This window comes from Salibacterium halotolerans (genome assembly GCF_900115625.1).
Taxonomy (GTDB): Bacteria; Bacillota; Bacilli; order Bacillales; family Marinococcaceae; genus Salibacterium; species Salibacterium halotolerans.
Genome location: NZ_FOXD01000023.1, coordinates 1 through 22448, shown reverse-complemented (window position 1 = coordinate 22448; position 22448 = coordinate 1). Strand labels below are relative to the sequence as shown.

Genomic DNA, 22448 nt, shown 5'->3' with positions numbered 1-22448 from the left:
AGCTCATTCCTCCGTCTTGTCGTATTGGTACCAGTTCACTGCCACGGCGAGAAAAACCCAGAAGAGATGGGCAATCTGATGATTTTCCCAGGCTGTGGACAACGTACCCATCAACAGCCATGCCACGGTGAACGTAATGATGAACAGTCCGACCCACTTGTGTTTTAGATCCGCTGCATTTGTCATTTTGGCCATCGTTTTTAGAATCGCCACGAATATGAGCGCCAGCAGGATGACACCGACTACACCGTATTCCACCAGGACATAGAGAGCGTTATTGTCCACGGTTCCCATCGTTGTCGGCAGGTCTTCATGCATGAACTGATGCATTTTCGAGTTGAATACAAAAGCGGCGTTGCTGCCGAACATCCCCGGACCGACGCCGATGACCGGACTGAATGTAAAGACGGTCAATCCGCTTAACACAATCAGGTACCGGTAGTTGCTGGACAGATCGAACGTGTTCGCATTCCGCTGCGCAAACCCTTCGAACATGAACAGCGCTGCCACGTAAGCTGCGGCAAATACGATAAATAACCCGATAGCACCGTACAGCATGATCCGGAATGCCTTGTTTTTTCTGAAAATAAGACCGACCAGACCGAAACAGCCGATCATGGCCAGAAAAGCCTGCCGGGAAAAGGTGAGTCCTAATCCGGCGAGCAGGAAAACCCCGATCAAACTGTAAATAAGTATTTGTTTTTTCGTCAGCTGCTTCCGGTATACAAACAGGTAGATAACAAGCAGCAGAATGATTCCCATCAAGTAACCACCGAGTGTGTTACTGGAATCCATGAATCCGAAGGCGCGGACTTCTTCTCCGATGGACACGCTCCGCCGTTCTTCCACGTCCCGGAGCGGAAGCGGAATTTTGTAAAGAATTTCAAACATCCCCGCCGCCGACTGCAGGATACCGAGCCCGAGCAGAACATGGAACATCTGCCGCACGAACCGGCCCGGGATATCAATGGCAAGTAGAATGAAAAACAGAATCAGAAACTGAAAAATCGCGCGGACGCCGAATATCCCCTGCGCAAAGGGAACGTTATTGACAAACATACTGAACAGCGCAAAAACAAAAAATACGACCAGGCTCGTGTTGAGCGGGTTCCTCAAGCGCTGCAGCAGACGGCGGCGTCCGATGTCCGGATGCAGGATGACGACGGCCGTCATCAGCATCAGCAGCCCTTCGGTGACGTAACCGAGCAGAGTGGGAAGGATCGGCATCCAGTTTGACCATATTCTGGTGAAAAGCAGTTCAAACGATGTCCATATGACAATCAGCATTGTTGCCATAAGAAGCAGATAATTCGTTCGTTCAGCCGGCAGGTATTGATAAAATAGGGTATTCAGCCTCTTCATCCTAGTCTCGTCCTTTCAGGCGGAGCAGATTCATGCCTTCAGCCGCTTGTTCTTTCAGTGCTCCGGATACAGCCCGGACGTCCGCCTGCAGGCGGGCCCAGTCCTGTTCCGCTTTCTCAAAAGCCGGCAGAATCTGTGTTAAGTCTTCCACATCCGCTGTATAATCCTGTTGGTTGATTTCTTCCATAAAGTCTTTCACTTTCTGGTGGTAGGCGATGCCGATAACCGGTGTCTCTGCATTGACCGATAGAATCAGGGAGTGAAGCCGGGTTCCGATCACAAGATCCAGACCGGCTGCCTGGCGTGCAATGTCCTGCGGAGACAGGTTGGCATCCTGAATATGTACGTCGTTTTGGCGCTGCATCCGCCTGGCTATGTCTTTCGTTACTTCTACATCTTCGGGGTACTTGGTGGAAAAAAACGTAATCTCCACCCCTTTTTTATCGATGAGTTCATCCAGCGATGCCGCCATACCGTCCAGATAGGCTGCGTATCTGCCGGCATCCGCCTGCGGCCAGTACCGGGTACTGAAGTACGGGACAGCCGTAACTCCCACCCTCTGTACTGCGGATGACGTTTCATGAACCGTGTTCACCGGTACGGAGAAGGCTGGATCGTAAATAACTCGAATGCCTCCCGGCGCCCCTATCTGCTGCAGCAGCCGGCGTGACTTTTCATCCCGGACGGCAACAGAAGACGCCGCGCGGAGCAGCCGATTGATAAAAAAAGCACCTGTCTTTGTCCTGATCGGACCTGCTCCAACGCCGTGAATGGCCACCCGGCATCCTGCCCGCTTGGCTGTCAGTCCGAGAACGCTGTAAAGCGGAGCATCCCGCTTATACATATCCATTAAGAGACCGCCGCCTCCAATGATAACAAGGTCCAGATGTTTCATCACTTTCCGGCTTTCGCGTATCGTTTTCAGTCCGGACTTAAGCGTGCTTCCTTCTTTGTATAAAAGAGGATGGGAAACAGTGCCGTGCCGCTCTTTCGTATTGGCGGGATCATTACTGAACACGACAATATTTTCTTTTTTTATGCCTTCCTGTACCGTCAGTTGATGGAGGAGACCGGCAAGAATCGCTTCATCGCCGTTGTTATTATGCCCGTAATTGCCGATAATTCCAACCTTCATATGTATACGTACCTGACCTTTTCTTTTGTGTATGGCATGACAATGCTGCGCGCTTGTAAAGGCACGCAGCACATTCATTCACCTTTTTTTCCATTATACACCCGAAACCTGCTCAATCCTAGTTTTGATTTTTTTACAATAACAAAGGCAGATGTAAAAAAGCCAGACCCTCTGCCTGTATGTTCCGTTTTTTTACGACCTGTCCTGCTTGTTCTTAAGAAAATTTTCGACTTCATGCTGCATTGGCATCCCGCCCTGCGCCCCCATTTTCTGCACGGACAAAGCGGCAGCGGCATTGGCAAAGCGGCAGGCTTCTGGAAGCGGGACGTTCCGGGTCAGGGCAGCCGCCAGCGCCCCGTTGAACGTGTCTCCGGCACCGGTCGTATCCACCGGTTCCACCGGGTATCCGGGGATATGCCTTTCCTTGTTGTCTTCGGTAAATAACACACCGTCCGCCCCTTTTGTCATCACACACCTGGAATGATAGATCGAAGCATCCGGCTCATTCTGAAAAAGGGGCAGAAGTTCGTGTTCATTCGGGGTAAAGTAGTCCACGTTATCAAGCAACGCTTTCGGCAGGTCCTGCATCGGCGCGGGATTCAAGATCACAGTCGTGTCATGTGCAGCCGCGAGTTCCGCCGCTTTCACTGCACTTTCGAGCGGGATTTCGAGCTGCAGCAGCATAATATCACTTTCTGCAATGACGTCTTCGCGGGCTGCCACAACCTCCGGGGTAACCGTGTTATTCGCACCGGGCACAACGATAATGCGGTTATCCTGTTCGGCCAGAATAATGGACGCTGTTCCAGACGGCTCATCAGAAACCTGTTCCAGATCATCCGTCGACACGCCCTGTTCTTTCATATGCGTGATCAACCTTCCGCCAAACACATCACTGCCGACACGGCCGATGAAGTGGACATAGGCGCCCAGTTTCGCAGCTGCCACCGCCTGATTCGCTCCTTTTCCTCCGGGGATCACGGCAAAATTCTCTCCAAGGATGGTTTCGCCCTGCTCCGGCATGCGGTCCGTACTTGTTACAAGGTCCATATTAATGCTTCCGACGACTGTAATTTTCTCCGGCATGACAATCACCTCTGTTTTTTCTTCTTTTAAAAATAAAAAGGAGCCCCTCTGTGAGAAAGGTCTCCTCTTACCGGCAGATGCCGCATTGCTGCATTTATTTATTCCGGTGAGTAGAAATTCTGGGTATAATACGGCTGTTTTCGTACTTCGTCAAAAGCCACGCCGACACCAAGGCGTCCGTATTCTCCGAGCAGTGCTTCGCGGTGTCCCGAATCAGAGTTCATCCAGCTTTGATGCGCTTTAATCGGGCTCACCTGGCCGTAAGCTATATTCTCCGCCGCATTTCTGTACTGAATGCCGTTTTCGGACATGCGGTCAAACGGGTCTTGGCCGTCCTGGTTTTCATGAGAGAAAAAGTGATTCGAGGCCATGTCCACGCTGTGGGACCGTGCCGTGGAAGCCGCCTGTTCGTCCCATGTCAAAATGCCTCTGCTGAAGCGCTGACGCTGGGCATTGGCCAGATGAAAGGCCAGGCGTTCAAAACTCTCCTTCAGGCTCTGATCCGGCTCGGCATAATACTTCCGGAAATTTTCTTCTACTTCACTGTCCACAACGAGCACCGCTGTAATCCGGTAATCACGGTGTTTATCGTAGAAAAAGGTTTCATACTGCCCATCTTCTTTATATGTGCCCGCAGCCTTGGTATCTATACTGAACCGGGCCCCGCCTTTTTGAATATGGGAGAGCGGATCTCCGTAAGCATCAATCACATCCGGTTTCGTGTCGTCCATTTCGATATTTTCCGCACCCTGCCATGTGTCCTGGTTCGAATAGGCAGCCACTACTTCGTTATTCTGGATACCAAACTGCACGTACTCATCATATCTCGTGTGATAGATGTACCAGTCAAAACCATAGCGACTCTCCAGCACCGTCTTTTGTTCTCCCAGTGCCTCTTTCATCGATGCCTTGGAATCACCAAGCCCTACACCGCGGAAATGCCAGACTTTTTCCTCACTGCCTACTTCCGATGACGGCATGTGAACCTCTTCCACCCGGAAATCCTCGTTTATTGCCCGGGACAAAAAGACAGAAAACTGAGCTCTTGTCGTATCTTCCCCAGGACCGAAACTGCCATTTTCGCGGCCGCTTGTAATCCGCCGGGCTCCGAGATTTTCAATAGAAGAAGCGGCCCAGAAATCACTGGAAACATCAGAAAACATTTGTTCCATGCTGCCCTCCAGGCTGAACGCATTTGATAGAACAACAGCCATTTCAGCCCTTGTAAGAGAATCATTTGGTTCGAATGAATCCCCGCTTCCTGTCATAATTCCTGCCTCGGCGACTGCTGCGATATAAGGATACATCGCAGCTCCCTGCTCAACGTCCCCAAACTGCGGTCCGCCTTCCTCAACAGGCTCCAGATCAAGCGCTTCTGTCAGCATTTTGGCAGCCTGGGCACGGCTCACATCTTCCTGAGGGTGAAAGGTTCCGTCTTCATATCCATTTATAATTCCCTGGTCCGCGATATATTCGATTTCCTCCGCCGCCCAGTAAGAGTCATTTACGTCATCAAATGTACTCTCTGCAAGAACGGAAAAAGGGGACAAAGCCAGCAGACTAACAGCAATCAAAGATACATAGGTTTTTATTTTCATCTATATTTCCTCCGTTTCCCCACGTACACTCTATCTTCTTATCATCTTACCCGGTTATGTAACATTACCTTCATTTTACCATTAATAAACAGGAAATGAAGAATGATTTCCTGTATTTCTTTCATTTTTTATTTAAATGGGTTGAAATTTTGTTTAATTATTTTAAAATAGATTATACAAATTAAAATTTTTGATTGGATTACATATAAGAGAAAGGAGGATATCCATGCCTTCAGAATGGGACAAACTCGAAGAATCTCGCGATGTGATGGAGAGCGCCATTGCCCAGTCCATGGTTATATACGGCGTCACCCCTTCCGTCGGACGTATTTACGGCGTCTTGTATTTTGCCGGGGAGCCGATGTCGATTGACGAAATTAAAGTCCAGGTCGCCATGAGTAAAGCTTCTGTCAGCAATGGACTCCGCGAGCTGCAGGAAACAGAGATGGTAACAAAGGTATGGAAAAAAGGAGAACGAAAAGACCATTTCATCGCGGAAAAAGACTTCCTGCGGAACTTCATCAACTATTTTGTGAAAAAGATCCGGCAGGAGCGGAATCTGCTGATGAAAGCGGCAGAACAGACAAAACCCACTCTCCAGGAAATAACAGAAACTACCGATGATGAAACTGTCCGCGAAACAGCCCGGCGGGATCTGGAGTTGATTCAGGAAGCCCAGGACTATCTCGACTGGACGACCCGCTTTGCCAATTCTCTTGAATCCAGGGAAATGCTGGAATATATCCCGCCGGTAAAAAAGAAATAAAGGAGTACGTTATGAATAAACAAAAGTCCGCTCTCGTACTGATCGACCTACAGAAAGAAAGCAATTTCGGCTTGATCCAGATGGATGATGTTATCTCCAATGCCAAGCATTTGATTGATGCCTGCCGCCGTGAAGGCATTCCTGTCATTTACACACGGCAGATTAACCGTAGTGATCAGGCCGGGCTCTCCAGGAATGAACCGTTGAATGAAGACGGGACGCCGCACTATTACGCTTCGCATACCGAAAATATTGAAATTTTCGACGCGATTGCACCGGAAGAAGGCGATATCGTTATTGATAAATACCGCTGGAGTGCCTTTTATGAAACAAGTCTAGATCTCATGCTGAAAAGTCTTGGCGTGGAGAATCTTATTATAGGAGGTGTTGTAACCGATGGCTGTTTAATGACTTCCGTATTTGACGCTTACTTCAGGGATTATCATGTTCATCTCGTGAAAGACATCTGTACGTCTTCCAATGAAGGGTCCCACATGGCGGCTATGATGATCATGGCCAATTGGGTGTATAACCTGGAAGTCTATGAAACAACGGAGCTTATCAAACGGCTCCATAACGAAGCTTATCATCACTGGACCTGCGGGAGGCCGGATTCCCTGCCGTTCACACCGGAAACAATGAGAGAAACGTTTGAACAGCTGAAACCAGGAAAGGAAGTGCTATAAACATGAAACGTTTACTGCAATTATTTGTACTGGGAGCGCTGACTGCCCTGACAGCCTGCGGCGGTGGCGGAGACGAAGCCGCAGGCAGCGGCAGCACAGGTAATGAAGGACAGTCGGAAGAGGCACAACAGAACAGCGGTAACAATAAAGGGGAAACCATTACATTCGGAAAAACGTCCTGGACCAGTACGGCGGGTCCGACTCAGATCGCAAAACAGATGCTCGAAGAAGCAGGATATAATGTAGAAATTGAGCTACTGGATCAGCCGGTAATCTGGGAAGGGATGCAGTCCGAAGAAATTGACTTCTTCATGGACGCCTGGCTCCCGTACACGGAAGAACAACTTTGGAATGAATACCAGGACGACCTCCAGAAAGTAGCCACCAGTTATGAACAGGTACCTACCGGCTGGGTCGTTCCGGAATATGTAGAAGCAGAATCGATTTCGGATATTAAAGAAAACCCGGAGAAGTTTGGCGGAAAAATTTACACAATCGGTGCCGGTGCCGGTATCGTCAACACATCAAAAGAAGTGATGGCTGATTACAACCTCGAAGAAGCCGGTTTTGAACTGATGCCTTCAAGTGAAACAGCAATGATCAGTGAACTCAAGACAAAAATCAGCAATGAAGAACCGGTCATTATTACTGGTTGGCGCCCGCATTCCATGTTTGTAGATTATGATTTGAAGTTCCTTGAAGAACCAAAAGAAAACTTCAAGTACGATAATGTGTACGTCCTTTCTTACCAAGGCATCCAGGAAAAGTACCCGGAAGCGTATAACATTCTCTCCAACTGGAGTATCAGTGTGGACGACCTGGAAAAAATGATGTATGAACACGCCCAGAATGATACACCGTTTGAAGAACTTGCTGCCAACTGGATCGAAGAAAACCAGGATAAAGTAGATGCCATGATGGAAGGCCAAAACTAAAAAAACTGCTTTTCCATAGGATAATTACGGAATATGGAAAAAAGACACATGGCAACGTTTACTCCACCATCCAGCTTGAATTCTGTCAGAAAAAAATCCCCGTTCGGATGTTTAATCTTCCATCCGAACGGGGATTTCCTTATTAGTTACCAACTGTAATAGTCTTCGATTCCGTTGACAATAGCCTGCGCCGCTTTGCTATCATAGCCGTCCTGTTTCATCCGGTTGGCGTCCCGGGTATTTGTAAGGAAACCAAGTTCAACAAGCGTACTCGGCATCGTCGTGTTGCGGATAACATAAAATCCGGTATCCGCGACTCTGCGGTATCCCATGTCTGTTTCCTGGACGAGCCGGTCCAGAATGGCCTGTGACAATTCACGGCTTTCCCTCGCCTGATAGGTGCTGTCATAGAACGTTTCCGCACCGTTGGCCGAGGCTGATGCAGCGTTGGCGTGAATGCTGATAAAGGCATCCGCGTCTGAGCGTTCCGCGATATTCACTCTTCCGCTGAGGCTGACAAACGTGTCGTCATCTCTTGTCATCACGACGTTGACACCTTCATCGTCAAGTTTGGACTGTACCTGCAGGGCAACATCAAGGACAACGTTCTTTTCAATAAGTCCATTCCCCTGAGCGCCTGGATCGTGATCGCCGTGACCGGCGTCAATGACAATCGTCTTTCCTGCCGTATCACTCTGCCCGGGTTCCCTTTCATCCAGGTAGCCGCTGTGGGTATAAGCCCACTCTCCGTTATACTTGATGAGAACCCAACTGCCGTTGGTTTCTTCATAGATATTTACGGTCTCACCCTTACTCAGACTTCCCACCGATTCGTTCGATGCTCCCGGACCTTCCCGGACCATCAAGGTGGAGGCGGTCACTTTCCCTTCCAGAATAGGTTCCGCCGGGGCGTCCGTGTTATCCTGGTCCGAATCCACTTCGTCCACATGGGTGACATAGTTTCCGTGAACATAGCCTTCGCCGCCGGGACCGTCAATCTTCAACCAGCTGCCGGTGCGCTCGTACACATCAATGGTGCTTCCATCCTGCAGCGTGTACAGTACACCGTTTTCTGTGCCGGGGCCGCTCCGGACATTCAGGGGCGTACTGGCGTCCACCATACCTTCATAAAGAATTTCGCTTTCTGTCTCTTCTTCCGGGGATTCCTGATCGTTTTCATCAATGCTGCCACCTGGATTTTCTTCCATGGCGCGGGCAATATAGTACGAAAACTCGGCTCTTGTTGCCGGTTCGTTCGGTTCGAATTGGCCGGTATCTTCTACAACGCCCTCGTCAACAAGAGTTTTGATATACCCCTTTGCCCAGAAATCATCGTCAATATCCTCAAAGTTGACCGAACCTGATGTATTTTCGGTATTGTCACCGAAAAACGCACGTGCGGTTACCGCTGCGACCTGCGCTTTTTCAATATCTCCGCTTGGGTCGAAGCTTCCGTTTTTCCCCTGGAAGATATCCAACTGTGCCGCTCTTTCGATGCTGTCATAGGCCCAGTAGTCGGTGCTCACATCGGAAAATGACGGTGAGCCGGCATAAGGCGACTCCTCATTCAGCGCGTTGGTAATCATAATGGAAGCCTGCGCTCTTGTCAGAGACTCATCCGGCCGGAAATTTCCGCTGGCATCACCGGTTGCTACACCCTCTTCAGCCAGATACTCGATTTCATCGGCTGCCCAGTGGCCCGGACCGACATCGGAATAACGGTCTACCGCTTCCGCTGTGTTCCCGCCTGTTACCAAAAGAGCGGTCAGAACGACAGCAGCCGCCGGCACTGCAAATATGTTTGTTTTCAAAGACCTGTTCCTCCTCTCTGTTGTTTTCCCCATTAGCTTTGATTGGTTTATGTCGTGCAGGGAATGCCTTTGAATGTTGAAGTACTGGTTTTACAAGAAAAAAATCCAGACACAGGAAAAGTCCGGCATCAATCTCCAACCCGTTCCTTCTGTTCCATAGAATATCACGACTTCAATTAGGAGACTAGCTGATTTTACGAAAAGATAGAAAATGGTAAAATATTATCGACTCAGGTTACACATCTGTTACAAATGTGATTGTCCTGTAATGTATGTGGTAATTTCTGTTCTTTTTTTTCTCCCGATTTTCATATAGAATAAAGGCGTCATGTTTCTGAATAATGAACAAAAGCATCCGCTTCACGCGGACGCTCATACCCCAAAATAAGGTGATACGAATATGAAAAAGTCTATAATCGTCCTTTTCGGCACGTTACTCGTTTTGTCGGGATGTTCCACCTACGGCATGAACCAGCACCTTGAAGAAGAGCAGCGGATCAATACGGAAAAGTACGCCTATGATGACGAAAATTTTGTTTACGACCGCGAAACCCTTCAGACCCTGGCGGAACGCTTCCGGCTTGATAAGCTTTCAGAAAGCAATATCAACAGTATTATGGAAGAAGAAATTGAAAACGGGAACTTCAATGAAATCATCATTTATCTCCGGGAACTTCAGGCCGAAGAGGAAGAGCAGGCTGCTGCCTATTCCCAGCGCTATACCGAAGCCCTCCAGGCTCATATTGAGCAGAATGATGATCCTGCCACAGCTCTCGTGGAAGATGCAGCGTCTTTACTGCAGCAGCAATACCAGTTGAACCCTGAAAATGAAGAAAATCTGATTAATTATGCGAACGTGCTGATTGAATCCGGATATAATGTGGACAAAGGGACACAGCTTTTGTTTGATCTGGAACAACAGCTGCAGGAAAACAATGAACAACCAGGCCGGGATCTGCTGCTTGCTCTTGCGAAAGCTTACCGCGCAGACGGTCAATATGAAGAGAGCCTGCAGCGGTATGAAAGGTTAACCGCTCTCGATTCGGAGAATCCGACCCACTATTACCGGATGAGCCAGGTTTACGCGGAAATGGGAAATGAGCAGGGTGAACAGGAAGCTGTCACCCGGGCATTTGAACCTACATCCGAATTTCTCAATAACTACGGCGACGATTCCTACCAGATTTACAAAAACTATCTCGATTCCTCCATTGAAGGTGAAACGTAAAAAAGTTCCGTCAGCAGGATCTATTTCAAAGAGTCTGGAACAACACCATTAACAAATAATAAAAATCCGGACGATTTTTAAAAAAATCGTCCGGATTTTTATCTGAAGGCTGTGCTTTTGTCACATCACCGTTCTGTTTACTTTGTCATCGCCGCCTTCAAAAACAGCGCAAACTGAGACCGTTTCAGGTCTTCATTCGGCCGGAAGGCTTCCACCGTGGTGACCTCATTATGATACAGCGTATTGATAGCAGCATAGTTCCAGAAGTCTTCACTGATGTCCTCAAACGAATGGGAATCCGCCGGCGCTTTCAACGTATTTTCAAAGCCTGCAGTCAGGATGGAAGCTGTCTGGGCGCGTGTCATATTTTCATTCGGACGGATATTTCCATTGCTTCCGGTCATGATACCGTGGTACTCAAGAATCCGCAACGCGTCGTAACCCCGGTCCCCTGCTTCCATATCTGAAGCCTGCAGGTCGTATTCATCCGGCGCTTCCAGGTTCAGCGCATCCACCATCATCGAGGCGGCGTGACGCCGCAGAATCGACTCATTCGGCCGGAACTCCCCGCCTGGATAACCGCTTAGGATACCACGCACTTCCAGATATCCAACAGCCTCTGTTAACTCCTGTCGCCGGACGTCATAAAAGTTGGTAATACTGCCGCTGCGGGCATAGGCACTTGCCATATAGCCATCACGGATATCCGCGTAATGGACCGGATAGTACACAAAATGATTGGTCGGACTGTTGTCGTGAGCCGCCGTTCCTTCCACCTGCAGCGGTGTATATAGAGAAATATCCCCGACGATGCGCGACGTTGTCGAAGGACCAAGCCGGTAATTCACCTGCGTACCGGGATCTTCTCCATAAGTGTAAATATCGTCACCATTCTCAGCCATCTGGGTGGATGGTGTCTTTGTATCTGTTTTCACTTCCTGCTCTTCAAACCGGATGCGGTCTTCCCCGTTTTCATACACCGCGTTCCATTCCGGAACATCAATCGAACTGCTGCCAAGCAGGCTGTTATTTTCTATGACACTGTAAACATCTTCCTGGTACACTTCCTCTGCTTCAGCCGGATCGTTGCGGCGGTCGAGACCGTTGTAGGCAAGAATGGCAGGCAAAATACCAATTCTCGAGCACCTGTTTGTCTCCGCTGTTTACAGTCGGCAGGACAGAACCCGACCAACTCCATTTTTCGTTAAGAAGATCAACACCGATTTCAATGTTGTAGGCGGTATCGTTTTTCAGCCGCTGACGGTCGACATTACGGTTCTCCAGGTCATTTTCATCAAGTGTTACCTGCATGATGCCCACGCCCCCGTCTTCATTTTGATTCATAACGGAGTCCCCGCTTTCATTAAACTGCCTCATGCCGGTTTCTTCATAGGCGATCGCTTTGACGATTTCAGGCGGAATATTATGTTCGAGCGCAGCTTCTGTGAGAAGTTCTTTTTTCTCCTTGTAAGACAAAGACGTCGGATTCGAGCTGTTTTCTCCCTCTTCGGCAGCACCGGCTGTGCCAGCTGCCGTTATGCTTCCGGCGAGGACAAGGCCGATCATCCATTTTTTCATTGATGTGCCCCTTTCTATGTATCTATCTATCTCTAATTATAGCAGGAAATCCTGAATATTCCTATTTCTTTTTCGTTCACAACAATTAGTGAAAGATTCGGGGTATTAATGATATACTGAGAAAGTGACTTTTTAGAAGGCGGGCTGAAAAAAGAGAGCTTCCTTTCACGGAAGACAGTTGCTGCCAGATTCAACAAACCCGGATCAACCGGGATTCCGGCTGTCCGTAACCTCCTTTCCACGCGGCGAAAGCGGAAGTTTCACGGACGCTTATACAGGGATTAATAAGGAGAGAGCGCTGCATGTTAGCTTCTTTGAAAAAAATCATTGGAGACGAACAACAACGAAGACTAAAAAAATATAACAAAGTGGTAGAGCGGATCAACAAATTGGAACCGGAAATGGAACAGCTGAGTGATGAAGAGCTGCAGGCGAAAACAGACGAATTCCGGGACCGCCTCCATAAAGGGGAAAAGCTGTCTTCCATCACAGAAGAGGCCTTCGCCGTCGTCCGCGAAGCTTCACGCCGGATTATCGGTCTCCGTCATTTTGATGTCCAGCTTCTTGGCGGACTTACGTTAAACGACGGTGATATCGCGGAAATGGCAACCGGCGAAGGAAAAACCATTGTCGCTTCCCTCCCGAGTTACCTGCGGGGGCTTGAGGGAAAAGGCGTCCACGTAATCACCGTCAACGAATACCTGGCCCGGCGCGACCGCGATCTGATCGGCCAGGTTCATGAATTTCTCGGGCTTACCGTTGGCCTGAATGTTCCAAAACTCGCCAAAGACGAAAAGCGAAAAGCCTATGAAGCCGACATTACATATGGTGTCAGCAACGAATTCGGTTTTGATTACCTGAAAGACAACATGGTCCAAAGCACAATTGAAAAAGTACAGCGTCCGTATCATTTCGCTATCATTGATGAAATCGACAGTGTCCTTGTCGATGAGGCTAAAACACCGCTGATTATTGCCGGGAAAACAGAAGTCAATCCGGGACTCTATCAGATTTGCGCCAAAATGGCCCGCAGTTTCGACGCGGAGAAAGACTACCTGTTTGACCCGATTACGCGATCTGTCAGCTTGACCGATCCCGGCATCACAAAAGTCGAGCGCGCGTTCGGCGTCGATAATCTGTATGACCTGGAGCACCATACCCTGTACCACTTCGTACTGCAGGCGCTGCGTGCCCGTGTCATGTTTAAACGGGACGTTGATTATATCGTGAAAGAAGGCGAAATCAAGCTTGTCGACATGTACACCGGGCGGATCATGGAAGGTCGTACGTTCAGCGATGGCCTTCATCAGGCGCTGGAAGCTAAAGAAGGGCTTGAAATCACCGAAGAAAACAAAACCCAGGCCCAAATTACAATACAGAACTATTTCCGGATGTATCCGGCCCTGTCCGGCATGACCGGGACAGCCAAAACCGAAGAACAGGAATTTCGAAACCTGTACGGCATGGATGTTATCCAGATCCCAACCAATAAACCGAGAATCCGGGAAGACCGGGACGATCTCATCTTCGCGACAGCCGAAGACAAATACCGGGAAGTGGCCCGGGAAGTTGCCAAGCGTCACGAAAAAGGGCAGCCTGTGCTGATCGGCACCACCTCCATCATCCAATCCGAAACCATGGCGCGCTACCTGGATGACTGGAAAGTCTCCTATGAACTTCTTAACGCCAAGAGCGTGGAACGGGAAGTGCAATTGATTTCTCTCGCCGGACAGAAGGGCCAGGTCACCATTGCCACCAATATGGCCGGACGCGGCACCGACATCATGCTCGGTGAAGGCGCGGCAGAAGCAGGCGGTCTCTTTGTACTCGGCACGGAACGCCATGAAAACAGGCGGATCGACAATCAGCTGAAAGGGCGCGCCGGCCGTCAGGGAGATCCAGGCGAAACACAGATGTATGTCTCCCTCGATGATGAAATGCTGCTCCGCTTCGGCGAAGAGGATATTGAAGGGTTAAAGGAAAAGCTGAAGACCGACGAAAACGGTGTCGTGCAAAACGATGACGCCCACACCATTATCAACCGCGCACAGGAAATGTGCGAAAACGCAAACGCATCGGTGCGTGAATTCACACTGAAACTCGATGACATCGCCAACGAACAGCGCCGCGTCATTTATACCCTGCGCAATCAAGTGCTCGAAAGCGAAGATCCGTTGCAGTCCTGGATAAACATCGTAAAAGCAAGCACCAGAAAGCTTGTTGAATCGTACTGCGGAGATGAGTATGTACCGGAAGAATGGGACCTGCGCGAACTGGAAACAAGGCTCAACCGAATCCTTGTGATGCCGGGTATTCAACTGCCAAAAAAGGCGGAAAACCAAAAAGATATTATGGAGCTCGTCGAAGAAAAGACCGCCGCTTTCCTTGAAGAAGTGGAACCGCTCCGCGAACGAAAGGGTGTTCAGAATCAGGCCCGCAAAGTGCTGCTCACGAATATCGACCGGCACTGGCTCAGCCACCTCGAGGAAATGACACGCTTAAAAGAAGGTATCGGCCTGCGCAGTTACGGGCAGGAAGACCCGATGCGGGTGTATACCCGGGAAGCCTATCAACTGTTTTCCCGCATGTATGATTACATTGAACAGGATTCCTCCGTTCATTTATCCAAACTGATCCGACCGCTGATTTTACCGGAAGAGGTGAAAAAATAATGTTTCCTTTTTTTCGCAAAAAACGAGACGGAAAACCGAAAATGGAGGGACATGAATCTACTGTTTCCTCCGAAGAACTATTGAACGAGTCAAGTGATACAGAGAACCAGGACAAAAAGATTGATACGGAGTTGTCCTTTCATCCCGACTGGAATGTATCCAAAGAAGATCAGTATTCGTTCCAGTTTCTCAACATGGAATGCCCGTCTCTTGTGCCGAATCAGATCTCGCTTTCCGGGATCAGCCTGCAGCAGAGTGAAGAGCAGGCTTCGGTTCAGGTGTCAGCATTTATACGAAGCAGTCTGAATAAGACGATTAAGCTGCACGAAACGACTCTTGTGCTGCTGGATAGTTCGGAGCAGGTGCTCGGCCGCAAAACCATAGACCTGGAAGAAGCGGGCGACATTCCGCCGTGCAGCAGCCGGCCGTGGAACATCACATTCACCGACCAGGAGCTGTTCACAACTGACATTCCATCGGAAGGTTGGAAGCTTGCGTTTCAGCTGAAGCCGTCCTCGCGCAAACACAGCCTTGACCTGCAGAACAGCTGGGAACAGTCTCTTGCGGAAAAAGACAAGCATGAACTGCAGGAGATGGTGGAACGGCTCGATCCGCCGAAACCGGGGGAAGTCAATTTCATGGGGCTGAAAGCTGTGCAAAAAGACAACGGCGATCTTCATGTGACGCTGCTCATCCGTAACGGCAGTGAGAAAAACGTAACGCTGGAACAGATTCCGCTCCAGGTTGAAGACGCCGGCGGTACCACCGTGGCCAAAGGCGGCTTCACGATGAATGATTTCGGCGTCAAAGCCAACACAAGCAAACCATGGACATTTATTTTCCCGAGCAGCATGGTACAGGACGGCGACATCGACCTGAGCAGCTGGAAAGCTTATCCTATTCAGAAAAATGCAGCCCATTAAACGATAAAACCGGAGGACGCGGCCTGCCCTCCGGTTTTTTTATAGTGGTATGGTGTGTTTTTCTATCGATTCTCTGCATTTATTTATCGATTCTACATTTTCGCTGTCGATTCTGCGGGGGTGGCTGCATTTTCGCTGTCGATTCTCCGGATTCACCTATCGATTCTCTCCATTTACCTGTCACACGAGCCGGTTTATCCATCAACAAAGAAAAAAGGGGCTGTATCAAAAAACGTTAAGAAGGCATCCGCTGCAGGCGGACGCTTGCACTCCAGAGTACAAGGGCGACATCGATTCGCTGTTGCTCATCGTGTCTTCTTTGCACTCCGGAGTACAAGGGCGACATCGATTCGCTGTTGCTCATCGTGTCTTCTTTGCCGCGGGCAGCGCCTCAAGCTTGTTCCCTGAAGGAAGATCGGTTAAGTTCGGCACATCCTGTGCCAACACCGATCTGACTCCCGACGCGAGCGCCTCCGTTTGATGGGATCTTCAGCTGCTGCTTCGACGAACAGGATGTTCTAGTGCCGGCGTCGGTCACAGGACGTGACCGTTTTTAGCCGGCGATCAACAAAGCGTCGCCGCCTTCCGCTTCTGCCTGGGGTGAATTTTCTATATTACTGAAAAAGGAGCTGTACCTTTTGATACAGCTCCTTTTTTTGCATCTTCTATAAATCTTCCAGCGCGCGTTCCATGAAGACGGTGAATTGAGCTCTTGTCACGGCTTCGCCGGGGCGGTAATTTCCGTTACTTCCTCGGGCTACACCATGGGACGCGAGAGTTTCGATGGCACCACGTGCCCAGTAATCGTCAGGTACGTCCTGGAAGGAAGTGCCGTTACCCTGGTTTTTTAGATCAAACGCGCGGACGAGAATAACAGCCATCTGCGCACGGGTCAGCTCTCCGTTCGGACGGAATGTATCCCCGCTGCCGCGCATTAATTCTTCATCGGCCACGGCGGCAATATCCTCATAGGCGTGAAAATCACTCGTTATATCGGAGAATTCCGGTGACGGACGATCTCCACGGGACAGGTCAAAGGCGCGTACCATCATGCTCGCAGCCTGGGAGCGTTTCAGCTCACCGCCGGGCCGGAACGTGCCGTCATTGTATCCGTTAATGATACCCTGTCCGGCCAGATATTCAATGCTGCCCGCTGCCCAGTAATCGCGGGGTACATCCTCAAAGGAGGACGGCGCATTCACCTGAACCGGTATCTCAAATGAATTGCCGGCCAGTTCCACCGTAATGGATCCGGACGCGTTTTCCCCCGAAGCAGTGAAATGACCGCTGCTGTCAATCGTTCCGACATCTCCCTGCACACTCCAGTTAATCCGGCTTTTATCGAATAAAAGCTTGCGGCCGTCCGTGAGAGCCGGGTCTGCAGAAAGATTGACAGATTCACCGGTATCCACATTCAGCTCTGAGTGGGAAAGGTTCCACGTATCAAAACTGTCTGTGACGGTCACACCGGTGGATCCAACCTGATTGCCGTCGACACTGGCCTGAATCCGGCCTTCACCCGCCTGCTGTGCTGTAAACGTCGATCCATCCATGCTGCCGGCGCTGCTGCTGAAGTTCCAGTTAATATCAGCTGAGCTGGTATCAACAGGGTTGAAATACTGGTCCATGCCGTACACCGTGGATACATTCATCTGATATCCGGTAAGCAGAACGCCGTCTTCCCGTGATAAAATCAGTCTGGCAAGCGGTGACCTTGGTGCTGTGCTGACAGCCTGAAGTGTGGAGGAGACTCGGCGTTCCCCACCTGACAGACTATTCATAACACTTGCATACCCGTCACCGTGCTGCCGGGCCACCATGGTCGACGAACCGCCGCCGTCAAAATTCAGCGCCCGCTCCGCTCCTATATCACGCATGTACACTGCTAAGTCACGGATGCTGGCTCTGTCCATTGTTACCATGTACACATGATCGCCGCTTTCATCCACACCTACGGCTGTACGCTCCGTTTTGGATGTATACCGCCAGCTGTCCGAATTCATTGTAATGGCAAGTTCACCGTTACGTACGAGCTGCGGCCCGCTTCCGACAATAAAGGACGCATCTTTCCATTTATCATTGATAGAGGCACTTACCGTAATCTCGTCCCCTACACTTACATTTTTAAGCTGGTCGTACCGGTCTCCCCGGGCGGAAAGGACAAATCCATTCTCCGGAATCAGAGCATTCCCTGCTTCATTGTAAGCACGAATATCTGTCACCGATCCGCTGATTTCATCCCCGAACGAAAAACTTCCAGGATTACCGGAAGCCGTTTCTACCACAATTTCCATGCCGTACTGATTTGTACCGGTACGATTGTTGATATAGGAGGAAGTGAAAAGAATGGCTTCATTGTCCAGACGCTGCGTGTTGATGTTGTCCACCGTCACGGACGACCCGTTCACTTGGGCTGATACATTGGCATCATACTGGCCGATGGCCGCTTTCCCATTGCTTTTCTCCCCAAAAACAATCGGTTCGCTGCGGTAGTGTACTCTCGAATCAGAGACACGCCCGTAACTGATGATTTCATTATTTTGCGTTATGATACTGAAAGGCAGCTGCGTGGAACCCGATCCCATGTCAAAGAAAGAAGCATTCACCGCGCCTATAACTCTGTGACCTGCCCTTGTCGAATTCTTTGCCTGTTGGGACGTGGTGCGCAGCTGATCAAGCGGCTCCGGCACATTAATATCCAGCTTGCTGTATTCCTGCGTCAAATCTACCTGAAGAATGTCGGCACCGGTCGCGTCATCGCTTTCATATGATACTCCCGGGCCGACCTGGAAGGAAGAAGCCCCTGCTCCCTGGGCCGCAGAAAAAAACAGCATCCCTGAAACCATGGACACAATTCCGCGGGTCACATATTTCTTTATGCTCATTATGTACAATCCTCTCCTGTATTTTATTCTATGAAGCTATGAAAATCACGCTGATTGTAGATTATTCCAATTGATGGAGCGTGTCAATCCAACCCCCGAAAGTTAGGAAAAAAGGTCGAACCTGTAACGCGAAAAGACGAAGCAGGATCTAATCTTTATACTCCGTCTTTTCAACGATACTGGTTCTTCCAATTTTCTGCTTCGGGCGAACAGCGGATCAATGGTTAGTCGGTTTTACGCAGGATATCCTCCAGGTAGGAACGAACCGGTTCGTTCAGGTCGTCCCGTCCGAGGGCGAAATCGACGGTTGCTTTGACAAATCCGAATTTATCTCCGACATCATACCGGATACCGCCGAATTGATAAGCCAGAACATCCTGGGTCTGATTCAGTGTCTTGATGGCATCCGTCAGCTGTATTTCATTACCGGATCCCGGTTCAAGGTTGTGCAGAATATCAAAGATTTCGGGGCGCAGCACATACCGGCCCATAATCGCGTAATTCGACGGAGCTTCTTCAATCTCCGGTTTTTCCTTCAGATCCGCCAGCTGGAGAACGCCATGTTCATCTTCTTCTCCTTTCGGGGATACGATGCCGTATTTGGATACGTCCTCATCCGGCACCTGCTGTACTCCGACAACAGAAGATTCATGGGTTTCGTACGTTTGGATCAACTGCTGCAGACATGGCGTTTCCGATTTGACGATATCATCCCCGAGCAGTACCGCAAACGGCTCATCTCCGACAAACCGGCTCGCGCACGCAATAGCGTGGCCAAGTCCTTTCGGCTCTTTCTGGCGGATGTAGTGGATATTGGCCATGTTGGATATGTCCTGGACTTCTTCCAGCTGTGACCATTTTTTCTTCTGAGCAAGCGTTTCCTCCAGCTCGTACGATTTGTCAAAATGGTCTTCTATCGCCCGTTTGCCGCGGCCGCTGACGATAATGATGTCTTCAATGCCGGATTCCATCGCTTCTTCCACGATATATTGTATGGTCGGTTTGTCCACAATCGGAAGCATTTCTTTCGGCTGTGCTTTAGTTGCCGGCAGAAAACGGGTGCCAAGACCTGCTGCCGGGATTATTGCTTTTCTTACTTTCACACGCGTCACTCTCCGTTCCGTAAGCTGTTTTTACTGCTGTTCATCCCAAACCAGAAAGACATCACTCGGACGCGGGGTAATCTCCACCTGCCCTACCGTCTGTGTGCTGCCACTTTCGTCTGCTTCTATAATACCTTCCAGCATACGCCCGGCATCGGCCGGTGCGCCGAGTCTTTCTGCTGCCTGCGCCGCCAGTTCAAAATTGGCTCTGCTCGTTCTCGCCACAGCAAATTCCCTCATTTCACCCTGGTAGGCCTGAAACAGATGATAGAATTCCTGGTTGGCCGTACCGAAGCTGTTATCATTCCGGGCATACAGGGTGACATTAGCTTCCCTGTAAAGCGGCCGGACCATCTCTGTGTATTGGTTGGATCCTTCCGATGTCAGATCAAGCATCTTCCCGGCTCTCCACACAGAATAGCCGTGATTATCGATGCGCTTAAAAAATACTGCCGCCTGTGCCCTTGTCAGTTTGCCGTTTGCGTCAAACCGCTCTGTCTCGGTTTCACCGTCCTGACGTCCTGTCGTCAGACCTTCTTCAAACATCCAGGCCACTGCTTCCTGAAGCCCGGGTTCCTGCGCCTGGGATTGAGCGATAACCTTAGCAACCGTTCCCCTTGTCACAGCCCGGTTCTTCACAGCGTTATCACGCAGACCGGGCAGCCGCATGTAATGCCTGGATAAGGTCATATAGGAGGGCTGCGCCCAATGCTGCAAGTCAGACGGAGCGCTGGTTTCCATATCGAAATACCTTGTCAGCATGACAGAAAACTGCGCTTCTGTCATATTATCTCCCGGATGAAACGAGCCATCTTCATAGCCATGAATCAGCCCCTCCTGTTCGGCCCATTGAATCTCTTCAGCGGCCCAGTAACCGTTGTCCACATCCGTGAATTCAGCTGCGCCGGTGGGTGTTGTTATGTAAAGAAAAGCAGCCGCCCCTGTCGCAAGCGCAGCCATGAACATACGCAACAGTGCCGGTTTGTACGTTTGTTTGTCGTTTCCCATTGTTATCGGAATCTGATGTTTCAGACTCTCTCATCCACCTCCCGACTTTTGATTCTGCCCTATTATACCGTGCTTTCCTCCTTTATGGCTACCATCCAGGCGGTAAAATAGGAGAACCAGCACAGCAAAGGCGGATTATGTCGAAACATTGTTCTGGTTTTTTTCGAAAAATCTGGTATATTGATAGTAATCTACGTTGAAAGGAGGACCGTTGATTTAGTTCATTTATCACCCATTTCAGGAAGCCCCCCGTGTTTCACGCTTCCCTCCCCTGATTTTTCCATTTACTATCTGTATCCATTACTCGAACCATGACAAAAGAAGGGAAAATCCTTTCGTATCAGCAGCTGATATGTGTTCCTTGAAAAGAAGCGTCTACCCCGTCCTCTCTTTTCATAAGTACGATGCTGAAAAAAGGTGTTTCACTCCCCTCGCCATGGATGACATCCACTTGAAAGGAGGGAATTCATGTTTAACAATGTAACTCTGGTCGGCCGTTTTACCCGCGACCCTGAATTGACGTATACCAAAGACGGAACCGCGGTCTGCAATTTCACGCTGGCTGTGCAGCGTTCATTCCGGAACATGCACGGTGACATCGATGCCGACTTCATTCCTGTCACCGTCTGGCGGAAGCAGGCGGAAAATACGTCGCTTTACTGCCATAAGGGAGCTCTCGTCGGTGTCACCGGCAGAATCAATACGAGAATCTATGAAAACAAAGACCAGAAAAGAGTACAGATGGTGGAAGTGAACGCGGATCAGGTTCGTTTTCTGAAATTGAACGGTTCCTCTGATACCCGTCCATCCTCTTCAAATAGAGAAGAGAAACCGCTCACACCACTGCAGCCGTCGGAAGCCGCCGCCATCACAAAAACAACATAACCCCGGAGCCATCTCTGTTTTATTCAAAACAGATTCATACTATTCTTCTGTATTACTCCTCCATTCTCCCTCCTTCACACCGCTGAACACCCCCGGTTCGGCGGTGTTTTCTTGTTTTTCCGGATAAAAATCAACCGGTTTTTCATGATACTTTCATGTCGGAATTATAATGATTATTTGTTAAAATGGAAGGGAAAGGACACTTGTCCGGCACAAAGCCGCTCCTTTCAGCATGAAATACTATGGATACCGCCCGGAGCCTTGAGAACGATTCCTTTGCGGCCGTTTTCTTCATTTTCTGCATGGCTGGTTTGAACAAAAAACAGTCAGGATATATAATGGGAAGAATAGACGTACTTTTTTCCCTGCCGGCCGGCAAGGCTTACAGAGTCGGGCACACGGGTTAATTTATAAGGAGGTGGAACGCATGGCATTTGTAATCACTCAACCATGCCAGGACGAAAAGTCCGGAGATTGTGTAGACGTATGTCCGGTGGACTGTATTGAAGAAGGTGAAGACCAGTACTATATCGATCCGGACGTCTGCATCGACTGCGGAGCATGCATTGTCGTATGTCCGGTGGAAGCAATCGTGGAAGATACAGAACTCACACCTGAAACAGAACCTTTCCTCGAAAAGGCCAAACAGTTCTTCGGCACGACATAAAACAGGATAGAACCAGTAGAAGGGGCTGTATCAAAAGCCCTTAACTAAAAAGCCATGGACGCCATCTTCAGATGGTGACCATGGTTTTTTACGTATTTTTAAAGCCAGCTTATACAGCTG

General features: G+C 49.6%; 19 protein-coding genes. 9 read left to right on the top strand and 10 right to left on the bottom strand.

All coding sequences use genetic code 11. The annotated features are described in order from the left end of the window. Window positions 1-3 precede the first annotated feature (3 nt). The 4 genes from BM124_RS15410 to BM124_RS15395 all read right to left on the bottom strand — a co-directional run bounded on the left by BM124_RS15410 (window position 4) and on the right by BM124_RS15395 (window position 5181). Window positions 4-1362, bottom strand: a complete 1359-nt coding sequence (locus tag BM124_RS15410) for an O-antigen ligase family protein (protein WP_093338852.1) — start codon at window positions 1360-1362, stop codon at window positions 4-6. A gap of 1 nt (window position 1363) precedes the next feature. Then, entirely contained in the window at window positions 1364-2497 is a 1134-nt protein-coding gene (locus tag BM124_RS15405) for a polysaccharide pyruvyl transferase family protein (protein WP_093338896.1), read from the bottom strand. 192 nt (window positions 2498-2689) lie between these two features. Then, complete coding sequence (rbsK, locus tag BM124_RS15400) at window positions 2690-3583, bottom strand: ribokinase (protein ID WP_093338851.1); 894 nt, start codon at window positions 3581-3583, stop codon at window positions 2690-2692. Between the two features lie 98 nt (window positions 3584-3681). Beyond that, complete coding sequence (locus BM124_RS15395; protein WP_093338849.1) at window positions 3682-5181, bottom strand: S-layer homology domain-containing protein; 1500 nt, start codon at window positions 5179-5181, stop codon at window positions 3682-3684. Window positions 5182-5407: 226 nt separating this feature from the next. Here BM124_RS15395 and BM124_RS15390 point away from each other — a divergent pair, with 226 nt between their 5' ends. Genes BM124_RS15390 through BM124_RS15380 form a run of 3 tightly spaced genes read left to right on the top strand, consistent with a single transcriptional unit; the run spans window position 5408 to window position 7568 of the window. Next, on the top strand, window positions 5408-5947 hold the full coding sequence (locus BM124_RS15390; protein WP_093338848.1) for a GbsR/MarR family transcriptional regulator: 540 nt from the start codon (window positions 5408-5410) through the stop codon (window positions 5945-5947). Window positions 5948-5958: 11 nt separating this feature from the next. Then, window positions 5959-6633, top strand: a complete 675-nt coding sequence (locus BM124_RS15385; RefSeq protein WP_093338846.1) for a cysteine hydrolase family protein — start codon at window positions 5959-5961, stop codon at window positions 6631-6633. A 2-nt stretch (window positions 6634-6635) separates the two neighbouring features. Continuing rightward, the gene (locus BM124_RS15380) at window positions 6636-7568 is read left to right on the top strand and encodes a glycine betaine ABC transporter substrate-binding protein (RefSeq protein WP_093338845.1); all 933 of its coding nucleotides are present in this window, start codon (window positions 6636-6638) and stop codon (window positions 7566-7568) included. Between the two features lie 146 nt (window positions 7569-7714). Here BM124_RS15380 and BM124_RS15375 read toward each other — a convergent pair whose 3' ends face one another. Beyond that, complete coding sequence (locus tag BM124_RS15375; protein WP_170841169.1) at window positions 7715-9379, bottom strand: N-acetylmuramoyl-L-alanine amidase; 1665 nt, start codon at window positions 9377-9379, stop codon at window positions 7715-7717. 400 nt (window positions 9380-9779) lie between these two features. Between BM124_RS15375 and BM124_RS15370 the strand changes: the two genes are divergently transcribed. Further along, window positions 9780-10607, top strand: coding sequence for a tetratricopeptide repeat protein (locus BM124_RS15370; RefSeq protein ID WP_093338842.1), 828 nt, complete (start codon window positions 9780-9782; stop codon window positions 10605-10607). Window positions 10608-10744: 137 nt separating this feature from the next. On the opposite strand, the gene BM124_RS15365 is transcribed toward BM124_RS15370, so the two are convergent. After that, window positions 10745-11734, bottom strand: a complete 990-nt coding sequence (locus BM124_RS15365) for an S-layer homology domain-containing protein (protein ID WP_093338840.1) — start codon at window positions 11732-11734, stop codon at window positions 10745-10747. Then, on the bottom strand, window positions 11682-12185 hold the full coding sequence (locus BM124_RS15360; RefSeq protein ID WP_093338839.1) for a transglycosylase SLT domain-containing protein: 504 nt from the start codon (window positions 12183-12185) through the stop codon (window positions 11682-11684). The genes BM124_RS15365 and BM124_RS15360 overlap by 53 nt, the downstream gene beginning before the upstream one ends. A 302-nt stretch (window positions 12186-12487) precedes the next feature. Here BM124_RS15360 and secA2 point away from each other — a divergent pair, with 302 nt between their 5' ends. From secA2 to BM124_RS19025, 3 genes are read left to right on the top strand one after another with little or no spacing between them, the layout of a single operon-like run. Continuing rightward, window positions 12488-14857, top strand: a complete 2370-nt coding sequence (gene secA2 / locus BM124_RS15355) for an accessory Sec system translocase SecA2 (protein WP_093338837.1) — start codon at window positions 12488-12490, stop codon at window positions 14855-14857. A 41-nt stretch (window positions 14858-14898) separates the two neighbouring features. After that, complete coding sequence (locus BM124_RS15350; RefSeq protein ID WP_342028643.1) at window positions 14899-15780, top strand: accessory Sec system S-layer assembly protein; 882 nt, start codon at window positions 14899-14901, stop codon at window positions 15778-15780. A 49-nt stretch (window positions 15781-15829) separates the two neighbouring features. After that, on the top strand, window positions 15830-16261 hold the full coding sequence (locus BM124_RS19025; RefSeq protein ID WP_170841168.1) for a hypothetical protein: 432 nt from the start codon (window positions 15830-15832) through the stop codon (window positions 16259-16261). A gap of 184 nt (window positions 16262-16445) precedes the next feature. On the opposite strand, the gene BM124_RS15345 is transcribed toward BM124_RS19025, so the two are convergent. From BM124_RS15345 to BM124_RS15335, 3 genes are all read right to left on the bottom strand, one after another. Beyond that, window positions 16446-18665 (bottom strand): S-layer homology domain-containing protein, encoded by a 2220-nt coding sequence (locus BM124_RS15345; protein WP_093338834.1) that lies wholly within the window; start codon window positions 18663-18665, stop codon window positions 16446-16448. A gap of 224 nt (window positions 18666-18889) precedes the next feature. Then, window positions 18890-19768: a UTP--glucose-1-phosphate uridylyltransferase GalU gene (galU, locus tag BM124_RS15340; protein ID WP_093338832.1), complete on the bottom strand. Its 879-nt coding sequence runs from the start codon at window positions 19766-19768 to the stop codon at window positions 18890-18892. A 30-nt stretch (window positions 19769-19798) separates the two neighbouring features. Beyond that, window positions 19799-20776 carry an S-layer homology domain-containing protein gene (locus BM124_RS15335; RefSeq protein WP_093338831.1) on the bottom strand — a complete coding sequence of 326 codons (978 nt, stop codon included), beginning with the start codon at window positions 20774-20776 and terminating at the stop codon, window positions 19799-19801. 468 nt (window positions 20777-21244) lie between these two features. On the opposite strand from BM124_RS15335, the gene BM124_RS15330 reads away from it, so the two are divergent. Together BM124_RS15330 and BM124_RS15325 are read left to right on the top strand one after the other, a co-directional pair. Next, window positions 21245-21661 carry a single-stranded DNA-binding protein gene (locus BM124_RS15330; protein ID WP_093338830.1) on the top strand — a complete coding sequence of 139 codons (417 nt, stop codon included), beginning with the start codon at window positions 21245-21247 and terminating at the stop codon, window positions 21659-21661. 427 nt (window positions 21662-22088) lie between these two features. Continuing rightward, window positions 22089-22328, top strand: coding sequence for a DUF362 domain-containing protein (locus BM124_RS15325; protein WP_093338828.1), 240 nt, complete (start codon window positions 22089-22091; stop codon window positions 22326-22328). Window positions 22329-22448 lie beyond the last annotated feature (120 nt).

Coding starts and splice junctions, on each gene's coding strand:
- BM124_RS15360 (WP_093338839.1), bottom strand. CDS start 12,185: ATGAAAAAATGGATGATCGGCCTTGTCCTCGCCGGAAGCATAACGGCA.
- secA2 (WP_093338837.1), top strand. CDS start 12,488: ATGTTAGCTTCTTTGAAAAAAATCATTGGAGACGAACAACAACGAAGA.
- BM124_RS15370 (WP_093338842.1), top strand. CDS start 9,780: ATGAAAAAGTCTATAATCGTCCTTTTCGGCACGTTACTCGTTTTGTCG.
- BM124_RS19025 (WP_170841168.1), top strand. CDS start 15,830: ATGGTGTGTTTTTCTATCGATTCTCTGCATTTATTTATCGATTCTACA.
- BM124_RS15410 (WP_093338852.1), bottom strand. CDS start 1,362: ATGAAGAGGCTGAATACCCTATTTTATCAATACCTGCCGGCTGAACGA.
- BM124_RS15380 (WP_093338845.1), top strand. CDS start 6,636: ATGAAACGTTTACTGCAATTATTTGTACTGGGAGCGCTGACTGCCCTG.
- rbsK (WP_093338851.1), bottom strand. CDS start 3,583: ATGCCGGAGAAAATTACAGTCGTCGGAAGCATTAATATGGACCTTGTA.
- BM124_RS15390 (WP_093338848.1), top strand. CDS start 5,408: ATGCCTTCAGAATGGGACAAACTCGAAGAATCTCGCGATGTGATGGAG.
- BM124_RS15345 (WP_093338834.1), bottom strand. CDS start 18,665: ATGAGCATAAAGAAATATGTGACCCGCGGAATTGTGTCCATGGTTTCA.
- BM124_RS15385 (WP_093338846.1), top strand. CDS start 5,959: ATGAATAAACAAAAGTCCGCTCTCGTACTGATCGACCTACAGAAAGAA.
- BM124_RS15405 (WP_093338896.1), bottom strand. CDS start 2,497: ATGAAGGTTGGAATTATCGGCAATTACGGGCATAATAACAACGGCGAT.
- BM124_RS15330 (WP_093338830.1), top strand. CDS start 21,245: ATGTTTAACAATGTAACTCTGGTCGGCCGTTTTACCCGCGACCCTGAA.
- BM124_RS15395 (WP_093338849.1), bottom strand. CDS start 5,181: ATGAAAATAAAAACCTATGTATCTTTGATTGCTGTTAGTCTGCTGGCT.
- BM124_RS15350 (WP_342028643.1), top strand. CDS start 14,899: ATGGAGGGACATGAATCTACTGTTTCCTCCGAAGAACTATTGAACGAG.
- BM124_RS15325 (WP_093338828.1), top strand. CDS start 22,089: ATGGCATTTGTAATCACTCAACCATGCCAGGACGAAAAGTCCGGAGAT.
- BM124_RS15335 (WP_093338831.1), bottom strand. CDS start 20,776: ATGGGAAACGACAAACAAACGTACAAACCGGCACTGTTGCGTATGTTC.